17 protein-coding genes and 1 pseudogene are annotated in these 21427 nt (G+C 51.4%); 14 read left to right on the plus strand and 4 right to left on the minus strand.

What is annotated here, in order from left to right; all coding sequences use genetic code 11:
- The first annotated feature begins 85 nt into the window (after positions 1-85).
- From C2M17_RS02130 to lepB, 4 genes are all read left to right on the plus strand, one after another.
- Positions 86-430 carry a metalloregulator ArsR/SmtB family transcription factor gene (locus C2M17_RS02130; protein WP_199775984.1) on the plus strand — a complete coding sequence of 115 codons (345 nt, stop codon included), beginning with the start codon at positions 86-88 and terminating at the stop codon, positions 428-430.
- Positions 431-457: 27 nt separating this feature from the next.
- Complete coding sequence (locus C2M17_RS02135; protein ID WP_105199231.1) at positions 458-1462, plus strand: ArsJ-associated glyceraldehyde-3-phosphate dehydrogenase; 1005 nt, start codon at positions 458-460, stop codon at positions 1460-1462.
- 12 nt (positions 1463-1474) lie between these two features.
- Complete coding sequence (gene arsJ / locus C2M17_RS02140; RefSeq protein ID WP_105199232.1) at positions 1475-2692, plus strand: organoarsenical effux MFS transporter ArsJ; 1218 nt, start codon at positions 1475-1477, stop codon at positions 2690-2692.
- A 92-nt stretch (positions 2693-2784) separates the two neighbouring features.
- The gene (lepB, locus tag C2M17_RS02145) at positions 2785-3495 is read left to right on the plus strand and encodes a signal peptidase I (protein WP_105199233.1); all 711 of its coding nucleotides are present in this window, start codon (positions 2785-2787) and stop codon (positions 3493-3495) included.
- Positions 3496-3528: 33 nt separating this feature from the next.
- Here lepB and C2M17_RS02150 read toward each other — a convergent pair whose 3' ends face one another.
- Both C2M17_RS02150 and C2M17_RS02155 read right to left on the minus strand, forming a co-directional pair.
- Positions 3529-4395: a patatin-like phospholipase family protein gene (locus tag C2M17_RS02150; RefSeq protein WP_233997900.1), complete on the minus strand. Its 867-nt coding sequence runs from the start codon at positions 4393-4395 to the stop codon at positions 3529-3531.
- Positions 4396-4582: 187 nt separating this feature from the next.
- Positions 4583-5167, minus strand: coding sequence for a TetR/AcrR family transcriptional regulator (locus tag C2M17_RS02155; RefSeq protein ID WP_105199235.1), 585 nt, complete (start codon positions 5165-5167; stop codon positions 4583-4585).
- 122 nt (positions 5168-5289) lie between these two features.
- On the opposite strand from C2M17_RS02155, the gene C2M17_RS02160 reads away from it, so the two are divergent.
- Both C2M17_RS02160 and C2M17_RS02165 read left to right on the plus strand, forming a co-directional pair.
- Positions 5290-6333: an alkene reductase gene (locus tag C2M17_RS02160; protein WP_105199236.1), complete on the plus strand. Its 1044-nt coding sequence runs from the start codon at positions 5290-5292 to the stop codon at positions 6331-6333.
- Positions 6334-6469: 136 nt separating this feature from the next.
- The gene (locus C2M17_RS02165) at positions 6470-8248 is read left to right on the plus strand and encodes a choice-of-anchor I family protein (RefSeq protein ID WP_105199237.1); all 1779 of its coding nucleotides are present in this window, start codon (positions 6470-6472) and stop codon (positions 8246-8248) included.
- A 139-nt stretch (positions 8249-8387) separates the two neighbouring features.
- Here the strand turns inward: C2M17_RS02165 and C2M17_RS02170 are convergent, their stop codons facing one another.
- On the minus strand, positions 8388-8933 hold the full coding sequence (locus C2M17_RS02170; protein WP_158683965.1) for a DUF6795 domain-containing protein: 546 nt from the start codon (positions 8931-8933) through the stop codon (positions 8388-8390).
- A gap of 159 nt (positions 8934-9092) precedes the next feature.
- Between C2M17_RS02170 and recC the strand changes: the two genes are divergently transcribed.
- The 8 genes from recC (at position 9093) to C2M17_RS02210 (ending at position 21356) form a co-directional block, all read left to right on the plus strand.
- A complete protein-coding gene (recC, locus tag C2M17_RS02175) occupies positions 9093-12350 on the plus strand; it encodes an exodeoxyribonuclease V subunit gamma (protein ID WP_105199239.1) in 3258 nt (1085 codons plus the stop codon).
- Positions 12337-15903, plus strand: a complete 3567-nt coding sequence (gene recB / locus C2M17_RS02180) for an exodeoxyribonuclease V subunit beta (protein WP_105199240.1) — start codon at positions 12337-12339, stop codon at positions 15901-15903. The genes recC and recB overlap by 14 nt, the downstream gene beginning before the upstream one ends.
- Positions 15896-17737, plus strand: a complete 1842-nt coding sequence (gene recD / locus C2M17_RS02185) for an exodeoxyribonuclease V subunit alpha (RefSeq protein ID WP_105199241.1) — start codon at positions 15896-15898, stop codon at positions 17735-17737. The genes recB and recD overlap by 8 nt, the downstream gene beginning before the upstream one ends.
- A complete protein-coding gene (locus C2M17_RS02190) occupies positions 17737-18114 on the plus strand; it encodes a hypothetical protein (RefSeq protein WP_105199242.1) in 378 nt (125 codons plus the stop codon). The genes recD and C2M17_RS02190 overlap by 1 nt, the downstream gene beginning before the upstream one ends.
- A 56-nt stretch (positions 18115-18170) precedes the next feature.
- On the plus strand, positions 18171-18674 hold the full coding sequence (locus C2M17_RS02195; protein WP_105199243.1) for an Mpo1 family 2-hydroxy fatty acid dioxygenase: 504 nt from the start codon (positions 18171-18173) through the stop codon (positions 18672-18674).
- A 242-nt stretch (positions 18675-18916) separates the two neighbouring features.
- Positions 18917-20254: an N-succinylarginine dihydrolase gene (gene astB / locus C2M17_RS02200; protein ID WP_105199244.1), complete on the plus strand. Its 1338-nt coding sequence runs from the start codon at positions 18917-18919 to the stop codon at positions 20252-20254.
- 386 nt (positions 20255-20640) lie between these two features.
- Positions 20641-20916 carry a hypothetical protein gene (locus tag C2M17_RS02205; RefSeq protein WP_158677937.1) on the plus strand — a complete coding sequence of 92 codons (276 nt, stop codon included), beginning with the start codon at positions 20641-20643 and terminating at the stop codon, positions 20914-20916.
- 128 nt (positions 20917-21044) lie between these two features.
- Positions 21045-21356: a transposase gene (locus C2M17_RS02210; RefSeq protein WP_199774400.1), complete on the plus strand. Its 312-nt coding sequence runs from the start codon at positions 21045-21047 to the stop codon at positions 21354-21356.
- On the opposite strand, the pseudogene C2M17_RS02215 reads toward C2M17_RS02210, so the two are convergent.
- Positions 21321-21427 (minus strand): annotated as a pseudogene (locus C2M17_RS02215) (tyrosine-type recombinase/integrase); the annotation flags it as partial. The gene C2M17_RS02210 and the pseudogene C2M17_RS02215 overlap by 36 nt on opposite strands.

The following is a 21427-nucleotide window of genomic DNA, read 5'->3' on the forward strand; positions in this document are numbered from 1 at the left end:
TTAGGAAAGATTAGCTATATACGATATTGCGTATATAAAAAAGCTGGGCTAGTATTCGCCACATACGAAATTTCATATATACAAGATGGCCGTTAACTTTTTTAAAGCACTAAGCGATGACACTCGGTTACTTATTTGCCTGCTGATTTTACATCAGGGGGAGTTGTGTGTGTGCGAGCTGGTCAGTGCATTAGGACTGAGTCAGCCGAAAATATCCCGGCATTTAGCGCTATTGAAAGAGGCGCAACTCTTGTGTACGCGCAAGCATAAACAATGGGTCTACTACCGCATTAACGAGCAGTTGCCGAGCTGGCAGCGTCAGGTATTAGAAACCACATTAACTGAGAACCCGCACCTTCTGGCTGCGGCCTTAACCGGTTTAGACAATATGGGAGCCAGGCCCGAGCGCCAGGCTTCATGCTGCAACTAGGGTGAATTTCACCCAAAGGAGATACAGATGACAATCAAAGTAGGGATCAATGGTTTTGGTCGCATGGGGCGGCTGATCATGCGCGCCGCCTTCGACTGGCCCGAGCTTGAGTTTGTACAGATCAACGACCCAGGCGGCGATGCCGCCACCTTGGCGCACTTATTAGAATTTGATTCCGTGCACGGTCGTTGGCATCACGCCCCAAGCGCCAGCGATGGGCACATGCTGGTTAACGGCCAAACCCTAAGTTGCTCACAGCAAAAGACGATTGCCGAGGTTGACTGGTCAGGATGCGATATTGTGATTGAGGCTTCAGGCAAAATGAAAACCCGTGCGTTGTTGCAGCAATACCTAGATCAAGGGGTTAAAAAAGTAGTGGTAACGGCCCCGGTTAAAGAAGAGGGCGTGCTCAATATCGTCATGGGGGTGAACGATCATCTCTATAAGAGCGATGAGCATGATCTTGTGACGGCTGCTTCGTGCACCACCAACTGTTTGGCGCCTGTGGTTAAGGTGCTGCAAGATAATATCGGCATTAAGCACGGCTCCATGACCACGGTGCACGATATCACCAATACGCAAACCATCTTGGATGCGCCGCATAAGGATCTGCGCCGTGCCCGGGCCTGTGGCATGAGCCTTATTCCGACCACCACGGGTTCGGCCACCGCCATTACTCATATCTTCCCCGAGCTTAAGGGCAAGCTTAATGGTCACGCCATTCGTGTGCCCCTTGCCAATGCCTCAATCACGGACTGCGTGTTCGAGCTGGAGCGTGAAACCACGGAGCAGGAGCTCAACGCCTGGTTTAAGGCCGCCGCCGAGGGCGAGCTAAAAGGCATTTTGGGTTATGAGGAAAAGCCGCTGGTGTCGATTGACTACCGCACCGACCCGCGCTCGAGCATAGTCGATGCGCTTTCAACCATGGTGGTGAACGGCACTCAGGCCAAATTGTACTTGTGGTATGACAATGAGTGGGGCTATGCCAATCGTAGCGCCGAGCTGGTCGCAAAAGTAGCCGCGGATCTTTAATTAGGGCACATCATGATGAAGTCAACGCCACTGCAGCAGTATGGGGTGATCACCGCCAATTACTGGGCCTTTACCCTAAGCGATGGCGCCCTACGTATGTTGGTGGTGCTGTACTTTTATCAGCTTGGCTATACGCCCTTGGCGATAGCCATGCTGTTTTTGTTTTATGAGTTTTTTGGTGTCGTCACTAACTTGGTGGGCGGCTGGCTTGGCGCCCGCATCGGGCTTAATCGCACCATGCAACTGGGCATGGCGCTGCAAATCGGCGCCCTGGCCATGCTCTTGGTGGATAAAAGCCTGTTAACCGTGCTCTGGGTGATGGCGGCGCAAGCGCTCAGTGGCATCGCCAAGGATCTCAATAAAATGAGTGCCAAAAGCGCCATTAAGCTCGTGGTCAAGGAGCAACAGCAGGGGCGTTTATACCAGTGGGTGGCACTGCTTACCGGCTCGAAAAATGCCCTTAAGGGTTTAGGGTACTTTCTTGGTGGTTTATTGTTATCCATGCTGTCTTTTCAAGGCGCGGTATGGGCGTTAATCGCCCTGGTAGCCTTGGGCTTTGTGCTTAGCTCAGTATTACTGGGTGAAGACTTGGGACGCAGCAAGTTTAAGCCCAAGTTTAAGGATGTGTTTTCTAAAAGCGCTGCCTTAAACCGCTTGTCTTTGGCGCGCTTGTTTTTGTTTGCCTCACGGGATGTGTGGTTTGTGGTGGCCTTGCCGGTGTTTTTTATCAGCCAACTGGGCTGGCAGCATCAGCAGGTGGGCGGCTTTATGGCGCTGTGGATCATTGCCTACGGTGTGGTGCAAAGCATGGCGCCCAGGTTTACCCGCAGTAACAGTCATTCGGTGTTTAAGCAGGCGCAGCGTTACAGTGGTTTGCTGGCTCTGGTGACCTTGCTCTTGCTGCTGGCCTTGGTCTTTATCGGCAATAACAGCAACGCTCAAACCTGGGTTTTAGTACTGGGTTTATTGCTGTTTGGTGCCGTGTTTGCCATTAACTCGTCGCTGCACAGTTATCTGGTTGTGAAGCTGGCTGACCGCGATGCCGTATCCTTGGATGTGGGCTTTTATTATATGGCCAATGCCAGCGGTCGCTTAATTGGCACCTTGCTGTCCGGTTGGTTGTATCAGGTCAGCGGTTTGCTGGCTTGTTTGGCCTGTGCCCTGATGCTGCAACTGGCAACCTGGTGGGTGTCGCGGCACTTATCTTCTGGGGAACAATCCGAAGGCTAATGTAGCGACTATATAAGTTGTTACATTTGCAGCTAAACTTTTCCAACACCAGGCGCTCTAAGGATGAAAGCATAATTCGCCCGGAGCGTCCGATGTTAAAAAAAGCAGCCAACAATAAATCATCGCTAGCCATTTCTTCTCTTTCCTTGATATTGCATAAAGGCCTCAAAAATAACTGGGGCCTGATCCTTTTTCTCGCCTGTTTATTTACCATGCGCAGCTCCTTTGCCGACTGGTATCGGGTCCCCAGTGGCTCCATGTTACCAACCATAGAAATTGGCGATCAAATCACGGTTAATAAGATGGCTTATGATTTACGTATTCCCTTCACCAGCTATTCACTGATGCGTACCGGCGAGCCCGAGCGCGGTGATATTGTGGTGTTTCAATCAGCCGCCGCTGATGAGCTCTTGATCAAGCGGGTGGTGGGTCTGCCGGGCGATACCCTGGCCATGAAAAATGAGGTGCTGACGATCAACGGTGAGGCGCTAACTTATGCCATCACAAAGGATAACGCCGACGAACTGCTGGCTACCGAGGAATTAGGTGATGTGGTGCATGCTATCCGTATAGATAAGACCCGCCCTGGCGCCAGCGGCCATTTTGCTCCCGTGCATATCCCCGCCGATCATTACCTGATGATGGGGGACAACCGCCGTAACAGTGCCGACTCCCGTTATTATGGCTTAGTGCCGCGTACCGAGCTTAAGGGCAAGGCGCATCATATTGCCTACTCACTGGATTATAACGACCACTACTTGCCCAAGTCGCAGCGCTTTGGCAAAAGCCTGTATCAGGATTAGCCTTAGGGTGGGGTGGAAAGCCCGCTTTAAATTTCACCCCACATAAGCACTGGCATCTTGCCATTTCTGCACCGCATCCATTCCCAGTTCAAAACCGAGACGATAGTCGTCCTGCAAGGTTGCCGGATCTGAGCCCAACACCATGGAGTGCAAGGGCCGGGTCGGCGCTATTTGTACTATGTTAACGCCCTCTGGCGGCGCATTCATAAAGTCCACCGCTTCCGCATAACGGCGTTGATAATGGTGATACATGGCAAACATGCGCGGCGACTGATTAATGCGGCTCATGATCGGCTTTAAACGCTCCAGTATGGGCATCTTACCGTCATTATGGGCTTCCACCGTTCGTATCACCCAGATGGTTTTCGCGCCTTGTTCATGAGCCCAGCGTACAGGCAGCGGATCGGCGACACCGCCGTCCATCAGCCCTTGCCCTTGAACTTCAACTCCGGGGCGATATAAAAACGGGATGGCGCAAGAAGCCTTCAGGTGCGAAAACATATTATCGTGCCAGGTGTGCAGATAATGGGGGGCGAAGGAGTCAAAATGACTGGCCACCGCATAAAAGTTGCTTTGTGGCGTCAGGTTGGCGGGCGTGGTGGGAAAGCGCACCTTGCCATTGTGCTGCACCTCATGAAAATACCAATCCAGGTCAATCACATTGCCGCCGGTAAAAAACCGCGCCGGGCGAAAAAACTGTTGCTCTGTGGTCAGTTGTATCGCCGTGTGGGCGTACTGTTGGGCTCTGGCGCAATAGGCGGCAAGGTTCTGGGCGCCGGCAGAAACGCCAACTTTTAAATCGAAGGGGGTAAACTTTTGCTCTAAAAATGCATCTAACACACCGGCGGTAAAAATACCTTTTTGGCCGCCGCCTTCGGCAACCAATGCAGAATTTATCATGTGTTTCATCCTCTACTGTTGTTATTAACGTCACTGTGAAGAGGCTTCCGATTACCGTTAAGAGAGAAATCGGGTGGGGCGCCGATTAAGGTCGGCGCGTGATTAAGCAATTAACCAAGAATTTGCCTTATTGGATAAGCGCTTACCCCTTAGTATAGCAATAAGGGCGCATCACGCTGATATCAAGTCAGTGTTTTTCAATGGCTCTGAGCAGTTGCGTGGCCATCTGCTCTAAAATGCTTTGATCGGCGTTGGTAAAGGCATAGGTGCGCATACCGTAAACCCCCATGGTGATAAAGCGCGCTAAAGCTAAAGGTTCCTCATCACTGATGGCTTCACCCTGGCGCTGGGCGCGGGCGATTTGCTCGCCAAGACTGAGCTCAATTTGTTGTAAATTCGTGGCGATTAGTCGGGCGATCTCCGGATCCTGGCCTTCGATTTCATTGAGCGAGCGGGTTAACAAGCAGACCTTGGCACAGGTGTTCTGTACACACTCCTGTACCGTATTGGCGAGTAATTCTTTGAGGCTTGAAAGTACCGGCTGGTCTTCGCTAAACAGGCTCTCAAAGGCCTGCAATTTTTGTTGATGATAAAAGCTGACAGCCTCAATAAACAGCCCCTTTTTACTGCCAAAGGCGCAGTAAATAGAGCCCGGGTGTAAACCGGTAGCCTGGGTTAATTTCTGCATACTCGCTTTGGCGTAGCCATGTTCCATAAAGGTATGCATGGCTTGCTCTAAGACATGGGAGCGGTCGAACTCGGCACTGCGCATGGGCGTAGAGGTCCCTTATTTTTAAGATGCATAAGATAGTATCATTTATTTTTTGGATATACTTGAATGTTCATTCAAGTGCCCTTATCTTGATTGAACATTCAAATAACTATTGAGTCATTATGTCGGATTTATTGTTACAACCCTATGCTTTATCCTCAGAACTAAAGCTTAACAATCGCGTCTTGATGGCGCCGCTCACGCGCTGTATGGCCGATGACGACTTGGTTCCCACCCAGGCCATGGCCGAATATTACGGACGCCGAGCGGATGCGGGATTGATCATCAGCGAAGCCACCATTATTCGCCCCGATGGCCAAGGCTACCCCAATGTACCTGGTATTTTTAGCGAGGCGCAAATAGCCGGGTGGCGTAAGGTGACCGATGAGGTGCATGCCAAGGGCGGGAAAATTTTCTGCCAGTTATGGCACGTTGGCCGCGTTGCCCATCCTCACTTTTTTGATGGTGAGGTGCTAAGTGCCAGCGCCATCGGGATAGAAGGTACGGTACCAAGAATGCGTGAGCTTAGCTACCAGACTCCGAAAGCCGCTACCCAAGAGCAAATTGCTGAGCTTATCGGTGATTATGCTCAAGCGGCAGAAAATGCCATTGCCGCTGGCTTTGACGGCGTCGAGATCCATGGTGCCAATGGCTATTTGATCGACCAGTTTTTGCATCACAGCGTTAACCAGCGGGACGACCGTTATGGCGGCAGCGCCGAAAATCGTGCCCGCTTTGCCTTGGAGGTGGTTGATGCCATAACCGCCCGTATCGGCGGTGAGCGTGTTGGTTTACGTCTGTCTCCGGGTGCCTACTTCCTGCTTGAGCCCGGTGACAGCGAAGACACCAAGACCTTTGATTATTTGTTGCAGGAGCTCAATCAACGGGAGCTGGCGTTTTTGCATCTGGGTATTTTCGATGATGCCATGGAATTTGATTATCTCGGTGGTCGCGCTTCGGAGTATTTACGCAAACGCTATAAAGGCACCTTGGTGGGCGTTGGTAGCTATACCCCAGAGCAAGGGGCCGAGGCCATTGCCAATGAACGCTTTGACTTGTTGGCCATAGGCCGCCCCTTTATCGCTAATCCGGATTTGATCGCCAAGGTCAAGGGCCAGCAGGCGCTGACTCCATACAGTGAAGACATGCTCGCTGAGTTAGTCTAATCCCCACTGGCAACGCCTGAGCGTTCCGGCGTTGCCATAAAATCGTCATCCTCCTTTCATAAGCATGCCATTGTATTGTCACCTTCCGACTATTTACTTAGCCCTTTCTATTTCTTACAACAATTGAGACAGGGTTATGAAAAAAACATTAATAGCGTTAACTTTGGCCAGCGTATTGGCGGGCTGTTCACTTGATGGTGACGACGGCAGCGTGGGCGCAACCGGACCACAAGGGCCTCAAGGTGAGCAGGGCGAGTCAGGTCAGGCTATCAGTGGCGATCTGGAATTAACACTGGTAGGTCGCGCGGTACTTAACGCAGAGTCGCCGGAAGGGGCGGCGGAAATCGTCGCTTTCCATGCCCGTACCCATCAAATTTACGCTATTAACAGCTCCGGCGATAAAGCCACGGTGGAAATTATTGCCGCCGATAACTTCGATGTCGCTGCTTTAGTTGCTGATAACGAAGGGGTGATCAGCAGCACCAATCTTGATATCACAACCACCTTGGATGTGTCTGCTAACACGCCGGGCGATGCCAACAGTATCGCCATCGACGCCAACAACGACTTACTGGCGGTGGCCATGGCCGCTGAAACAGGCGTAAAAGGTCAGGTAGCGTTTTATGATATCAGCGGTGAAGCGCCGTTGTTCTTACACAATGTTGAAGTGGGTTACCTGCCGGATATGGTGACCTTTACACCGGATGGCGCCAAGGTGGTGGTGGCCAATGAAGGTGAGCCGGCGGGCGATTACAGTGTTGATCCGGAAGGTTCAATTGCCGTTATTGCTATCGAATCGGGTAAGCCGGCGATTGAGGCCAGCCTACTAGGTTTTAGTCAATTCAATGACCAACAAGCGGAACTTGAAGCCCAAGGTGTGGTATTTGCCAACCCAACCGGCCGTACCATTAAGGGCCAGTTGATCAATACCACAGTAGCCATGGATCTTGAGCCGGAATATGTGGCAATCAGCGCTGACAGCAAAACCGCTTATGTGTCATTGCAGGAAAACAACGCCCTTGCGGTTGTTGACCTTGAAAATATGACATTGGAAGTACGTGCTCTGGGTTTTAAGGACTGGGGCAATTTGCTAATCGATGCCTCGGATAAAGACGGCGGCATTAACTTCCAACAATACCCAGGCCTGTTCGGCATGTATCAACCGGATACCATTGCCACCTACCAATGGCAGGGCGCGGATTTTGTGGTCTCGGCAAACGAAGGCGATGGTCGTGAATACTTCTTTGACTCTGCCGATGAAGCCAGCTGTTTGGCCGAAGGCGGTTTAGAGTTTGATGAAGATGATGGCTGTTTGGCCTATATCGATGAGTCGCGCGCAGAAGACCTCGACCTGGCGGATAACTTTGCCTATGTGAATAACGACGATGATGATATCGGTCGTCTTATTGTGAGCACGGTACGTGGCGATGCGGATCAGGATGGTCGTTATGAGCAACTGTATGCCTATGGTGCGCGCTCTTTCTCTATCTGGGATGCCAATACCGGCCTGGTCTTTGACTCTGGTGACGATGTAGGTCGTATTACCGCGGCGATTCACGGCAGTGCCTTTAACAATAATGAAGATGAAAACGAAGGGGACACCCGCTCCGACGCCAAAGGTGCCGAGCCTGAAGCTCTGGCTTTAGGTCAGGTCCAAGGTCGCACCTATGCCTTTGTCGGCCTTGAGCGTATGGGTGGCATCATGGTGTATGACATCACCAATCCGTTCGATGTGAAATTTAAAAACTATGCCAGCAACCGCGGCCTGGTCGAAGGCGCCGATATTACCGGCGACCTGGCACCGGAAGGCATGCGTTTTATCAGTGCTGAGCAAAGCCCTAACGGCATGCCGCTCTTAGTGGTAGGCAATGAAATTTCCGGTTCGGTAAGCGTGTGGCAAATCGACGTAAAGTAACTGGTTTTATGCAGTGATGACTAAGGTCACATTTTTATGACTTTTGTCATTAAACTGAAATATCAATTACTTATTCTAGGCGGCAAGTAATGACCTGCTTGTTGCTTGAATTCTGATTAGACAACCCTGACTTAGCCGCTCATATGAGCGGCTTTTTTTGTATCTGCTCCGGTGCTAAATCGCAGATGGAATAGACATTGACCGGCAGGCCAATACGACGCCTGTCCTGAATACTGAATTCGTCCTCTCCCCAAAGCAGGTTGCAGTCGAGCTTTGACAGGGCTTCCTGAACAATCAAATTATCCATTTCATGATCTATGGCGGTGTACCAGAGCACATATTGCTGGCCCTGATATTGCACGCTGATATCCTGCCATAGTCTGTCGGGTGAACGCCCTAACAGGGGCTCATCCGAAGTATGGGCGGCAAAGCTGAACTGGCCATGCTCGTCTGTGATCGCCTGACTGACAAAGTGCTGCTGGCCTATGGATAAGGTGCGGGTAATTTTAATATTGGCCAGGTCAGTATCACCTATGGCTAAACGGCCTTGAATTTGCGGGGAGAGAGTATGAGCTTGGAGCAGTAATTGGGACAGTTGAGGGCGATTGGAGTTGGCTTGGGTAAACAATAATACGGCGCAGGCTAGGATACCGGCACACAGTAAACTGGAGACGATTAAACGCATATTCACACCCTGTGAAAATATCATCCGAGAAAGTCTGAAGGTACTGCATAATCTCGGCTTTTGCAAACCAATGGGCTAATTCACCTTATGTAACAGTAGCCTAGAGTATAGAAGAAAAATTGCGTACACTGGGTCTTTATTATTTAACAGCTTTTACGCATGCTGCATATCATTCAGTCTAATCGCATGGAGATTCTCAGCGCCCAGTTATGTGCGGTGTTAGCGAACCCCAGTAGCGATGATATTTTCGCTCGGGAGCTGGTGTTGGTGCACTCGCCCGGTATGTCTCAATGGCTCAAACTTGAGCTGACAAAGCAACAGGGCGTCTGTGCTCAGGTCGACTTTCCCTTACCTTCAAGCTTTATCTGGTCCTTATACCAGCAAGTTCTGCCCGATGTGCCTGAAGAGTCCGCATTCAATAAGGCCAATATGGCCTGGAAGCTCTATGAGTTATTAATGCAAAAGCTGTCTCTAGAACCGTATCAGGCGCTGGCCAGCTATCTTGAAGATGATGTCGATGGCAGCAAGCGTTTTGCTCTGTGCGAAAAAATCGCCGATGTTTTTGACCATTATTTGATGTACCGGCCCCAGTGGCTGCAAATATGGGAGCAGGGCGTGGATGAGCTGGATGAAGTCGATATTTCCCATGCCCCCTGGCAGCCCGATTTATGGCGCAGCCTGGTTGCTGTGGTGGCCGAGCTTGGGCAAAGCCCGTATCACCGCGCCAATATGCATGATGCCTTGTTGGCGGCGCTCGCCAGTAATAAGGTACAACTGCCACCGCGCATCTGTTTATTTGGCATCTCGGCCTTGGCTCAGTCGCAGTTAGAAGTGTTTAACGCCCTGGCGCACCATACCCAGGTCTTGGTTTTCTTGTTTAACCCCAGCGAGCATTATTGGGGCGATCTGGTTGATGAGAAAACCCTGGCCAAGGTTAACAGCCGCTATAAGGTCAAACCCGAATTGGATGCGGCGCAAAAGGGCGAGCATTATTATATTGTCGGTAATCCATTATTGGCGTCCTGGGGCAAACTGGGGCGGGATTATTTAGAGCAACTAATACAGCTCGACGGCAAGTGGCTGGACGGCTTTGACGATGAATTTGCGCCGCATTTGCTTGGCCGCCTTCAGCAAGAAGTCTATGAACTGGCCTTTAAGGGTCAGAGTCTGGCCGAAGATACGCACTGGTTTGTAAGCGACGAAGGCAAGATGCCGGTGTGCGATGATGACACCTCGGTGCAGCTGGCCAATTGCCATACCCAGCTACGGGAAGTGGAATGCCTGCACGACTACCTGCTGCGGGAATTCGCTAAAGACCCAAGCCTAACGCCCAAAGACATTATTGTCATGATGCCGGATGTCGGCCAATACAGTCCCTTTATCGAGGCGGTGTTTGGTGGTGCCAAGGGCGCGCGCCATATTCCTTATGCCATCGCCGACTTATCTATCGCCCAGGAGCGCCCGCTGCTCAATGCCATTTTAGTGCTGGCAAATTTACCTTTTAGTCGCTTTGGCGTCAGCGAATTAATGGACCTGCTGCAAATTAGCGCCATCAGCGAGCGTTTTGCCTTGTCCGAGCCGGAATTGCAGCAATGCCATGTCTGGCTTGAGCAGGTCGGGGTGAAGTGGGGCATAGACGGTGAGCATAAAAGTGAATTTGCCCTGCCGACATTGGCTTTGAACACCTGGCAGTTGGGCTTACAGCGTTTGTTGCTCGGTATGGCAACCCGAAGCGAACCCTATTTGGGTTTGTATCCCGCCGATGCGGTTGAGGGGATGAACAGCGATATCTTGAGTAAGTTGCTGAGCTTTATCAATGCGCTTTTGGCGGCCAAAGCCTTGCTTAGCCCGGATGCAGACTTGGCGCAAAAAGTGGCGTCCATGCGTCAGGTGCTGGAGCAGATGTTTGCCAGTACGAGTCTCAGTGCGGTGGATTTAGCGACCATGGACAGGCTCTTTAACGCCGTCGACAAGCATTACCATAATGGTGATTATCTTGGCCTCATCTCACAGCGGGTGTTTGTAAACCTCCTGCAACAGGGCATAGACGACAAGGGCGTGGGTCAGCGTTTCTTAATGGGACAGGTGAACTTCTGTACCCTGATGCCGATGCGGGCGGTGCCCTTTAAAAAGGTCTGTATTCTTGGCTTAAATGATGCGGATTATCCCCGTAACGTACAGCCCATTGGTTTTGACCTGGTGCCCTTTAGCAAACGCCGCAAGGGCGACCGCTCGCGTCGCCTGGACGACAGATACCTGTTTTTAGAGGCGCTCTTGAGTGCCCGTGACAGCGTATATCTTAGCTATATTGGCCGCTCCAGCCGTGATAACAGTGAGCGCATGCCTTCTATCTTGTTAAGCGAGCTATGCGAATATATCGACCGCTGTTTTTATTACCCGGATAAGGACCAAGCCGTGAGTGCTGCCCTTACCGCCGTACATCATTTGCAGCCATTTCACAGTGACTACTATCAAAGCCAAGGACGCTGGCAGAGCTTTAATCCGGTTTGGGCCTTGACCTATGAAGAGGGGCCGGAGCAAGGCGAGCAACAACCACTGGCAGCGTCACCTGAGTCCATTATCGAGCTCGATGCCTTATTGCACTGCGCCACTCGTGCCCAGCAGTTTTTTTATCAGCAGGTGCTGGCGGTGCGCATCAAGGACATAGATGAAGGCAGCGATGATAATGAGCACTTTACCGTCGATCCTCTGGCTCGCTATCAGCTGCTCGATGAGCTGCTTGAGTGTGCCGTCAATGATAAAGAGGTAGACGATGCCGAGTTAATTCAACGCGGCGTGTTACCACAAGGGATCATGGCTGAAGTGACCCTGGAGCAATTAAAAACCCGTATTACTGCGTTAGCGCAGCAGGTGCAAATGCGCATCGGTGGGCAAGAGCCACAGCTGGTGGAAGTGGATGTCAGCGTCGGCGGCTACCAAATTCAGGGCTGGCTAAGTCATGTTTACGCCAATGAGCAGGTGTTTTATCGCAGCGCCAGTATTAAACCCAAGGACCGTATCAAGGGCTTTATTTATCATTTGCTGGCGCAATTAAGCGGCCAGGAAGTTACTACTTTGGTGATGGGCCTTGATGAGCAAGTGCGTTTTGAACCGCTAACTGTGGCTCATGCCGAGCAACTCTTGTTACCCTGGTTGGCTCTTTACCGTGAGGCGCAAACACGCAGCCCGGCATTTTTCCCTATCAGTGCCTGGGAATGGTTGCAACAGGGGGAAATCGGCAAGGCGAATTTAAAATTTGTTGGCGCCTATATCGGCGTGCCGGAGCGTGCCGATCCTTATATCAGTGCCGACTACCGAGATTTATACCAATGCGAGCAGGAATTTTGCGACTGGGCGCTGCAATTGTTAGCCCCTATCGATGAGATGGCTGAGGAGCAAAAATATGCAGATTCTTGATCCCCTTAGCTTGCCCTTGATTGGCCAGCAACTGATTGAGGCCAGTGCCGGTACGGGTAAAACCTACACCATTACTGGCTTATACCTGCGTTACTTGTTGGGCATGTACCAGCGCTCAGATGGCAGTGACGGTGAGCCTTTAAGCGTTGAGCAAATTCTGGTGGTGACCTTTACCGAGGCGGCCACCAGTGAAATTAAAGACAGGGTGCGGGCGCGCATCACCGAGGCCAAGGAAGTGCTGCTTGGTAAAGCAAGTAGCGATGAGCTGGTGCAGCAATTGCTGGCTCAGGTCAAAGAGCCACAGCAGGCCTATAACCTGCTGGATGCAGCGGCCAAGTCTCTGGATGACAGCGCCATCTTCACCATACATGGCTTTTGCCAGCGCATGCTAAAACAGCATGCCTTTGCCTCCAATATGGCCTTTAACCTGCATTTCGTTATGGACGAAAGTGAATTGCAGCAACAGGCTGTGTTCGATTTTTGGCGGCAATTCGTTTACCCCTTATCGGCGCAGCAGGTACAGGCGGTGTTGGCCCATTATAAGTCACCTTACAGCTTGCTAAAAACCCTGAGCCCGCTGATCAATCGCGAGCAACTGATCATAGAGCCGCGCTTTGACGACCCGCAGCAGGCATTAGCCCAGGTTTGGCAGCAACAAGCGCAATACCTTGAGGCCCTGGAGCCGTTTAAGCAGGCGCTTAGAAACGGCGATTTCTTCAGTGCCCTGGCCGCCAGCGATATCAAGGGGACAGCTAAACCTAAGCACAAGGCCAATGTTGCCGCTTTGCAGGCCTTTGCCCACAGCGATGATCTTGAGCTGGATAAAGGCAAAAAGTCGTTTGCGCTTTGGTCAAGCGAGTCGCTGCAAGACCCAAGCATTTATAAGAAAAATGGCAAGGAGTTCAGCCATGAACTGGTGAGCGAGTTTGAACGCTTAAGTGAGCTCAGCGCCGGTTTTGGCCAGTCTTTGGCCCAGCTATTGTGTGTTTACGCTCTGGATTATGTGCGCACCCATGTGCAAACGGCGAAAAAACGCCAGCAACTCTTGGCTCCGGACGACCTGCTGAGCGGCCTCTATCAGGCCCTAGGTAATGACAGCGAAGGTGAGTTGGCGCGGCAGATACGCAGCCAATATCCGGTGGCCATGATCGATGAGTTTCAGGACACCGACCCCGTCCAATACGGGATTTTTAATACCCTGTATCGCCCTTTAAGCTCGGCGATAAGCGGTCTGACCATGATAGGCGACCCCAAACAGGCCATTTATGGCTTTCGCGGTGCCGATATCTTTACCTATATAGACGCCAAACAACAGCTTGATGAGCAGCGCCTGTATACCCTGGCGGTCAACCACAGATCCAGCACACAACTGGTGGGCTGCGTGAACGACCTCTTTAGCGGCCATCCGCAGAGCTTTATTTATAACGAGCAAATTCCGTTTTTCAATGTCAAAGCCAAGGGCAAGAAAGAGCAGTTATGCCTTGATGGCAAGCCCTTGGCGGCGATGGAGTTTATCTGGCATGGCGGTGGCACTGAGATCCTCTCTAAGGAGCTGGGGCAGGGCGCCTTGGCCGAGAGTTTTGCCAAACGCATCCATTATCTGCTGGGCGAAGCACAACAGGGGCGTTTAACCCTGGGTGAGACGTCTCCCTGTGCCGGCGATTTCTGTATTTTAGTGCGTGACCGTCGTGAAGCGGCGCTGATGAAAAAAGCTCTGGCTGAGGCCGGGGTGGCCAGTGTTTATCTGGCTCGTGACAGCGTCTTTAAGCAGCCATTGGCGCAGCATTTGTATCGTCTGTTAAGCGTGCTGCACGGGCCTTATGACGAGCGCTTGCTGCGCGGTATGTTGAGCGGCCCCTTTTATAATTTCTCGGCGGCACAGATCTATGCCCTTGGCGATGATCAGCAACGTTGGGGTGAGCTTTTAAATGAATTTGCCGAGCTAAGACGCCGCTGGTATGCCGATGGTGCCCTGGCCATGCTGGAGCAGCTGCTTTGGCAAAATAAACTCCCTCAGCGCTGGCACGATCTGGGCTGGGATGTACAGCGGGCGTTAACGGATTTTCGTCATCTGGGCGAAATCCTGCAACATAAGCAAATTGAACTTGATGGCACCACGCGTTTGCTCAGCTATTTTCATCAGCAGCTGAGCAGCGAATATGGTGAGGGCGACAGCGCCCAATTGCGCCTGGAAACCGATGCGCAGTTGGTGCAAATCGTTACTATGCACGCCTCCAAAGGTTTGCAATACCCCATAGTCTTTATACCCTTTGCCCAGAGTTATCGCAGCGCCGCCATGGCTTATTACCATAGCGACGGCCAGTTACGTTTGGATCTGGCCGAGAGCGAGCAGGCCATGATGGCCGCCGAGCGTGAGCGTTTGGCCGAAGACCTGCGCTTGCTTTATGTGGCGCTGACCCGCGCTATCTATCACTGTTCTTTAGGAATGTACGGCATAGGGCAGAGAGGGCGCTCGCAGATGCACAGCTGCGCCCTTGGCTATTTGCTATTTAGTGAGGCCGAGCCGCAGTCAGACTTCTATGCCTTACTGGCCGACAAGGTTGCAACGAATGCGGATATGGCGCTGATGCTAACAGAGCAGGTGCCCGTGTCTGATATAGCACTGGCGCACAGTGACGCCGTTGAATTGCACCTTGCTACGCCACCGGCGGGTATAGAGCGTCATTGGCGGGCGACCAGCTTTAGTGCCTTAAGTTATAAACGCCATGAAGCGCCGAGTTTTGGCGCCGGTGGTGGTGACGACGATGAAGACCATCGTATGGAGCAGTATTTATACCCGTCCAGGAGCGTCGATGAGGCAAGCCTTAGCAGCTACGAATTCCCCAAGGGGCCGGGGCCGGGCAGTTGCTTGCACGATATCCTAGAGCAAATTTCCTTCGCCGGGGTCGCCAAGGGCGAGGAATCGGCGCTAGCCCAGCTGCAACAGGTATGTGAGCAGAGCCTGCACAAGTACGCTCTGGACGAGAGTTGGCTGGAATTATTGCAACATTGGATGGTGGACATAGTGCGCTGTCCGCTCGATAACACAGGCTTAAGTCTGGGGGCGCTGGAAGATAAGCAGTGCCTGGTGGAAATGGAGTTTCATCTGCCTCTGCTTGAGCTCGAACCAAAAGCCTTTAACCACGCTATGCTGAGCTTGTTCGGCTATGACTTCGATTTTGACTTTGAGCGGGTTAAGGGCGTCTTAAAGGGCTTTATCGACCTTATTTTCTGTTATCAGGGTCGTTATTATGTGCTTGATTATAAATCAAATTACCTGGGTGATAACGCCTTGGACTATGATCAAAATGCCCTCACTCATGCCATGAATGCGCACAGCTACCATGTGCAAGGCGCTATTTATATGGTGGCGCTGCATCGCTTGTTGCAAAAACGCTTGCCGGATTACGATCCCGAGCGTCATTTGGGCGGCATGATCTACACCTTTATGCGCGCCATGCCGCAGCAGCAAGGGGTCTACAGCAAAGCCTTTAGCATCAATGAAATTAATCAACTGGATGCCTTATTCGCCCAAGGAGAGCGCGGTGATTGAGTTACTACAAGCGCACGACAAGGTGCGCACCGTGGATATTGAGCTGGCCAAGCTGCTGCTGGGTGAGCCCCTGCACGGCGGCAATGAAATGGGCTTCTACCTGCTCTTATTGCTGCTTAAGGCCATGAATGAGCAGCATAGCTGTCTGGATTTAACCACACTTGATATCAGTAACCCCTTTGCCCTTGACCTGCGCAGTCTTGAGCCAGGGCTGGAACTTGGGCTTGATATTGAGCTAGGGCTATCTCAGTTGCCTTGCATTGGTGAGCAGATGCCGCTGCGCCTTCGCGATAACGCCCTGTATCTGGCTCGGTATGATGAGTATGAGGCGATATTGGCCGAGCGTTTTAGCGCGTTGGCCACAGCGCCCATCACCTTGGACAATGCCCGTCTGGCGGAATTGATCCAATTGTATTTTGGCGCCGAGGATGCGCAAAGCCCGAACTGGCAAAAGGTTGCCTGTGCCACTGCGGCCACGCGCAAATTCTGTGTGATCAGCGGCGGTCCGGGTACAGGTAAAACCACTACAGTGACCCGGCTATTGGCCATTTTGCAATCCCTGTATCGTGAGGCACCGCTGCATATCGAGCTGGTGGCACCTACAGGCAAGGCGGCGGCACGTTTAAGCGAGTCCATACAAGGAGCCAAGCTGGACTTACCGCAAGCAGCTCAGGAGGTGGCGGCGCTTATTCCCGAGCAGGCGCAAACCCTGCATCGTTTGCTCGGTACCTTGCCATACTCCAATCAGTTTCGTCATAACCCCGCCAACCCGGTGCATGCTGATCTGGTGGTAGTCGACGAGGCCTCCATGATAGACATCAGCTTGATGGCCAAGCTGGTGGATGCCCTGGCGCCGCATACCCGGTTGATTTTGCTCGGCGATAAGGACCAGTTGAGCTCGGTGGACAGTGGCAATATCATGGCGGATCTCTGTTGCCAGTGTCAGCTTGGCCACTTACCCAATTACAGCGCGCCTTGGGCGCAGCAATTGGCTGGCCTGTGTGGGGAGCACCAGTACCACAGCCAGCAGCAAACCCCTTATCTGCTGCGCGACAATATTGCCTTTTTGCAGCACAGTTACCGCTTTGCCCAGGGCAGTGGCATTGGCCGTCTGGCCTATGCGGTCAATCGCGCCGAACAAAATACCGCCAGGCAGCTGCTGCAAAGCGATGCCGAGGATATCAGCTATTTTGATTTGCAGGAGGGATTCTATTCCCAGCTTATCGACCGCGCCGCAACCCAATACAGTACCTATTTAAACTTGGCTGGTGAGGGGATGGATGCCAAGGCCGTGCATCAGGCTTTTGCTCAGTATCAATTGCTGGCGGCGCTGCGCGAAGGTCCCTTTGGCGTGCAACAGCTTAATCAACGTATTGAACAGCGTTTGGCACAGCAGGGGTTAATCGATTTGAGGCAACGTTTTTATCTAGGTATGCCTTTGATGATCAGCCAAAACGACTATCAGTTACGTCTCTTTAATGGCGATATCGGCATAGTTTTACCGGACGAGGACGGTGCCCTGAAGGCCATGTTTATCGGCAGTGATGGTACTATCCGCGCCATAGAGCCGGGGCGCCTGCCCGGGTTTGATAAGGTCTTTGCCATGACCATACATAAGTCGCAGGGCTCGGAATTTGCTCATACCGCCATGGTATTACCGCCCTTGGGCCGTGGCGGCCAGCGTCTTAACCGCCAACTGGTTTACACCGGCATTACCCGGGCTAAAAAGCATATTGAGCTTATCTGCGATATGCGCACCTTGTTCCATGCCATTAATCAGCCCATTAGTCGTGCCTCCGGGCTTTATCAGCGACTGCAAGGAGCAAATCACTGATGTGGCCTTACATTATTCTCGCCCTGATATTGGTAAAAACGTCACTATTGGGGTTGGGTGGCCTTTCCATAGTGCTGGCACTGTTGGGGTTATTATTGCTGCGCTTGGGTTTGGGCAAGCCGGAACCCTGGTTACGCCGCCGCGCCGCGAAAATACTCAAGCTCGCGCTTGGGCTGCATCTTTTAGCCTATGCCATGTTGCTGATAAAACTCTTCACGCTTGAGTCATGGGAGGATGTGCCCATCTTAATTGCCAGCCACCTGGTTTTACATCATATGATGGCGGCCTTTATTGGCGCGACACTTATCTTTATGCTGATAAGAAGCTATTTTATCTATAAAGATCAGGTGGGTAGCGGCCCGGCGGAAAATGCGTAGGCAGATTGGATTTTTTACTCTAAACTGGTTTTTATACGTAAAGCAGGTTAGAGACGATGAAATCACTTGTCAGCCAACTGGCTAACTATGCCCACTATCACAGGGATATGCGCAACATTTACACCCATTTTATCGGTATCCCGCTGATAGTGTATGCCTTGGCGGTGTTGTTATCGCGACCAAACTTTACGCTCACTCCCGAACTCACACTCACTCCCGCCACCATAGCTGTTGCCATCACCTGTGTTTATTATTTGTTTCTATCCCTGTCCCTGGGGTTAGTGATGACGGTACTGATGGCTGCCGTCTTGGTGGGCGCGGCACCTTTGGCCGCCTTACCCTGGCCACAATGGCTGGGCTGGGGTGTTGGGCTCTTCCTGCTCGGCTGGTTATTTCAATTTGTTGGTCACTATTTTGAAGGGAAGAAACCGGCGTTCGTCGACGATCTGATTGGCCTGGTGATCGGCCCGCTGTTTGTGGTGGTGGAGCTGTTGTTTATGCTCGGCCTATACCGGGGACTGAAGCAGGACATTGAACAGATTGCCGGTAAAGTCCGTTAGCAGGTGTTGAACTTGGTAACCTGCGGGAAAGCTGCTTACCAGCCTAACCAAACTAGTTCTTTTTTGTGCACCTTGGCACAGGACTTGATTGCCTACTCTTTATCGCGCCGATACGTTTTACACCTGATTCGCTTTGCTCCCTTAGTGTAGGAGAGCTGGGGGGATGGGCTGGTAAACAGCGGGCGACAACGCGGGAACAATCAAAACCAACATAGTGCATCACGCACCAAAAGGGGGCAGCAGTGAGTTATTACGAGGTTAATTTTGATGGCCTGGTAGGGCCTACCCACAATTATGCAGGCTTGTCGTACGGTAATATTGCATCTAAATCCAATGCCAATAAGGTGGCTAATCCCAGGCAAGCGGCGCTGCAGGGCCTGGAAAAAATGTGGTCTTTAGTACAACTGGGGCTGTACCAAGGAGTGCTGGCGCCCAATGCCCGCCCTGACTTAGCGACGCTAAGAGCCCTGGGCTTCAGCGGCTCGGATGCGGCGGTGATCGACAAGGCAGCGAAAACCGAGCCCATGTTGTTGAAGGCCTGCTATTCGGCATCATCCATGTGGGCAGCCAACGCTGCGACCGTCTCGCCCGGGTGTGCTACGCAAGACGCCAAGGTGCACTTTACGCCAGCCAACCTTAATAATAAGCTGCACCGGGCGATAGAGGCGAAAACCACGGGGCAAATTTTGCGTGCCACCTTTAATGATGATACGCATTTTGTGCATCATCCGCCTTTGCCCCAGCACTCACTCTTTGGTGATGAGGGGGCGGCAAACTACACCAGGCTGGTCGACAGTTACGGCCACAGTGGGCTTGCCTTGTTTGTCTATGGCGAAGACATGAATTCCAATGTTAGGCCCTCCGCCTTTCCCGCCAGACAAACCCGCCAGGCGAGTGAAGCGATAGCACGCAGTCATCAGCTCGACCCAGCGCGCACCTTGTTTATTCAGCAAAATCCCGACGTTATCGATCAGGGAGTGTTTCACAACGATGTCATAGCCATTGGCAACGAAAATGTGTTTCTGTTCCACGAGCAGGCGTTTTATCAGCAGCAGGCGGTGATAGCGCAGATCCGCAACGGATATTCAGGTTCACGTCCTCTGCACCTGATAGAAGTGAAAACAACAGACGTGACCCTGGAAGATGCGATTAAAAGCTATATATTTAACAGCCAATTAGTAAGCCTGCCAAGCGGGGGCATGGCCATTATTGCGCCAAGCGAGTGTCAGACCATAGGCAGGGTGGAGCGCTATCTGTCACTGTTATGCAAGGCCAGTAACCCGATTAATGAGGTGATCTATTTGGACTTGAAGCAAAGCATGCAAAATGGCGGCGGACCGGCTTGCCTGCGTTTGCGTGTTGCACTGTCACAGCAGGAGCTGGCGGCGGTTAACCCTTCCTGTCTATTGGATGACAGGCTTTACGCCGTTTTATCCGACTGGGTGAAAAAACACTACCGTGACAGAGTCTCAGACAAGGACTTGGCCGACCCCAGCCTGATGACTGAAAGCCAAACGGCGCTTGATGAGCTGACTCAGATACTCTCTATTGGCTCAGTGTATCCCTTCCAGCAAAATTAAGCTTAGCAATATAAAAAGAGCAGCCGACGGCTGCTCTTTTTATGCCTGTAATTAGAGTTGTTTGGCACACTATGTAACACAAAAAACCGGCTCGGTTATGTGGTGATAATAGATAATCTGATGATATTTAATGAGAAAATAAATTATATCGCGAGCCAAGTAGGGCCAGAATAAGTGAAGGCACGTATTTTATGAGCCATCTCTTAATTGCTCGTAAGAAAAACACCTGATAACTTATTGCTATTATTGAATAAAAAAGTTTATTGGTGGGCAATGGTGAGGTTGTGGATAACTTCCTTAACCGGGAATTCGCACTAATAGGCTTATGTAGACTCCCTCGGTGTCAACACTAATCACTTGATACTGTAATGTGCTAAGGAGAGACCGTGAGTAAATTTGACAGACTTTTATACATGAGATTGATAATCTGTTTATTGCTGTTTTTAAATCTGATGAACAACATTTATTTGATTGCATTTGGTTTCTTCTTCGGTTTCATTGCTCTAACAATAATTGAGGTCAAACTTTCAGAAATTATTTGCCCAGCTTGTAATAAACCATGGCAGTACGCGCCAAAAATTGGGCATATTAAAAAAACATTATTTATCGAATGGTCTGAGTATATCTGTCATAACTGTGGTAACGATATGCGTGGCACATAACAATCGCCATCAAAACGCCGCTTCGCGGCTCGATTCACAACAAGTTGCTCGCGTTTGTGGCGGGCGTTATGTGTAGGACTTACCCAAAAAAAGTAGACACCTTCTATAGTTAGAAAAAGAGGTGTCTCATGACTAAAAAGAAAAGAACCCAGGCCTATACCGAAGAATTCCGTCGCGAAGCAGTACGTCGTGCGGAATTACCGGGTAATACCAATAAATCAGTCGCCGAAGAACTGGGGATCAGCGCCCAGCAAATCTATAACTGGCGCAGGCAATTCAACCGTCTTTCCGACAAGCAATTTAATACCGTTCAAGGCGTCGATTACTCGAAACATGAAAGCGAGGAGTTACGCCGTCTTAAGCGTGAGCTGCACGACCTGAAAGAGGAAAATGAATTCTTAAAAAAGGCAGCCGCGTACTTTGCGAATGTCTGCTCCTGATTGCAAAAGATGAGTCGCGAACGAGTGTCTAAACGTATGTGGTGTAATTAACTTTGTAATCCCCGACTGTT

The sequence above is a fragment of the Pseudoalteromonas sp. T1lg10 genome, assembly GCF_002964545.1.
Taxonomy (GTDB): domain Bacteria; phylum Pseudomonadota; class Gammaproteobacteria; order Enterobacterales; family Alteromonadaceae; genus Pseudoalteromonas.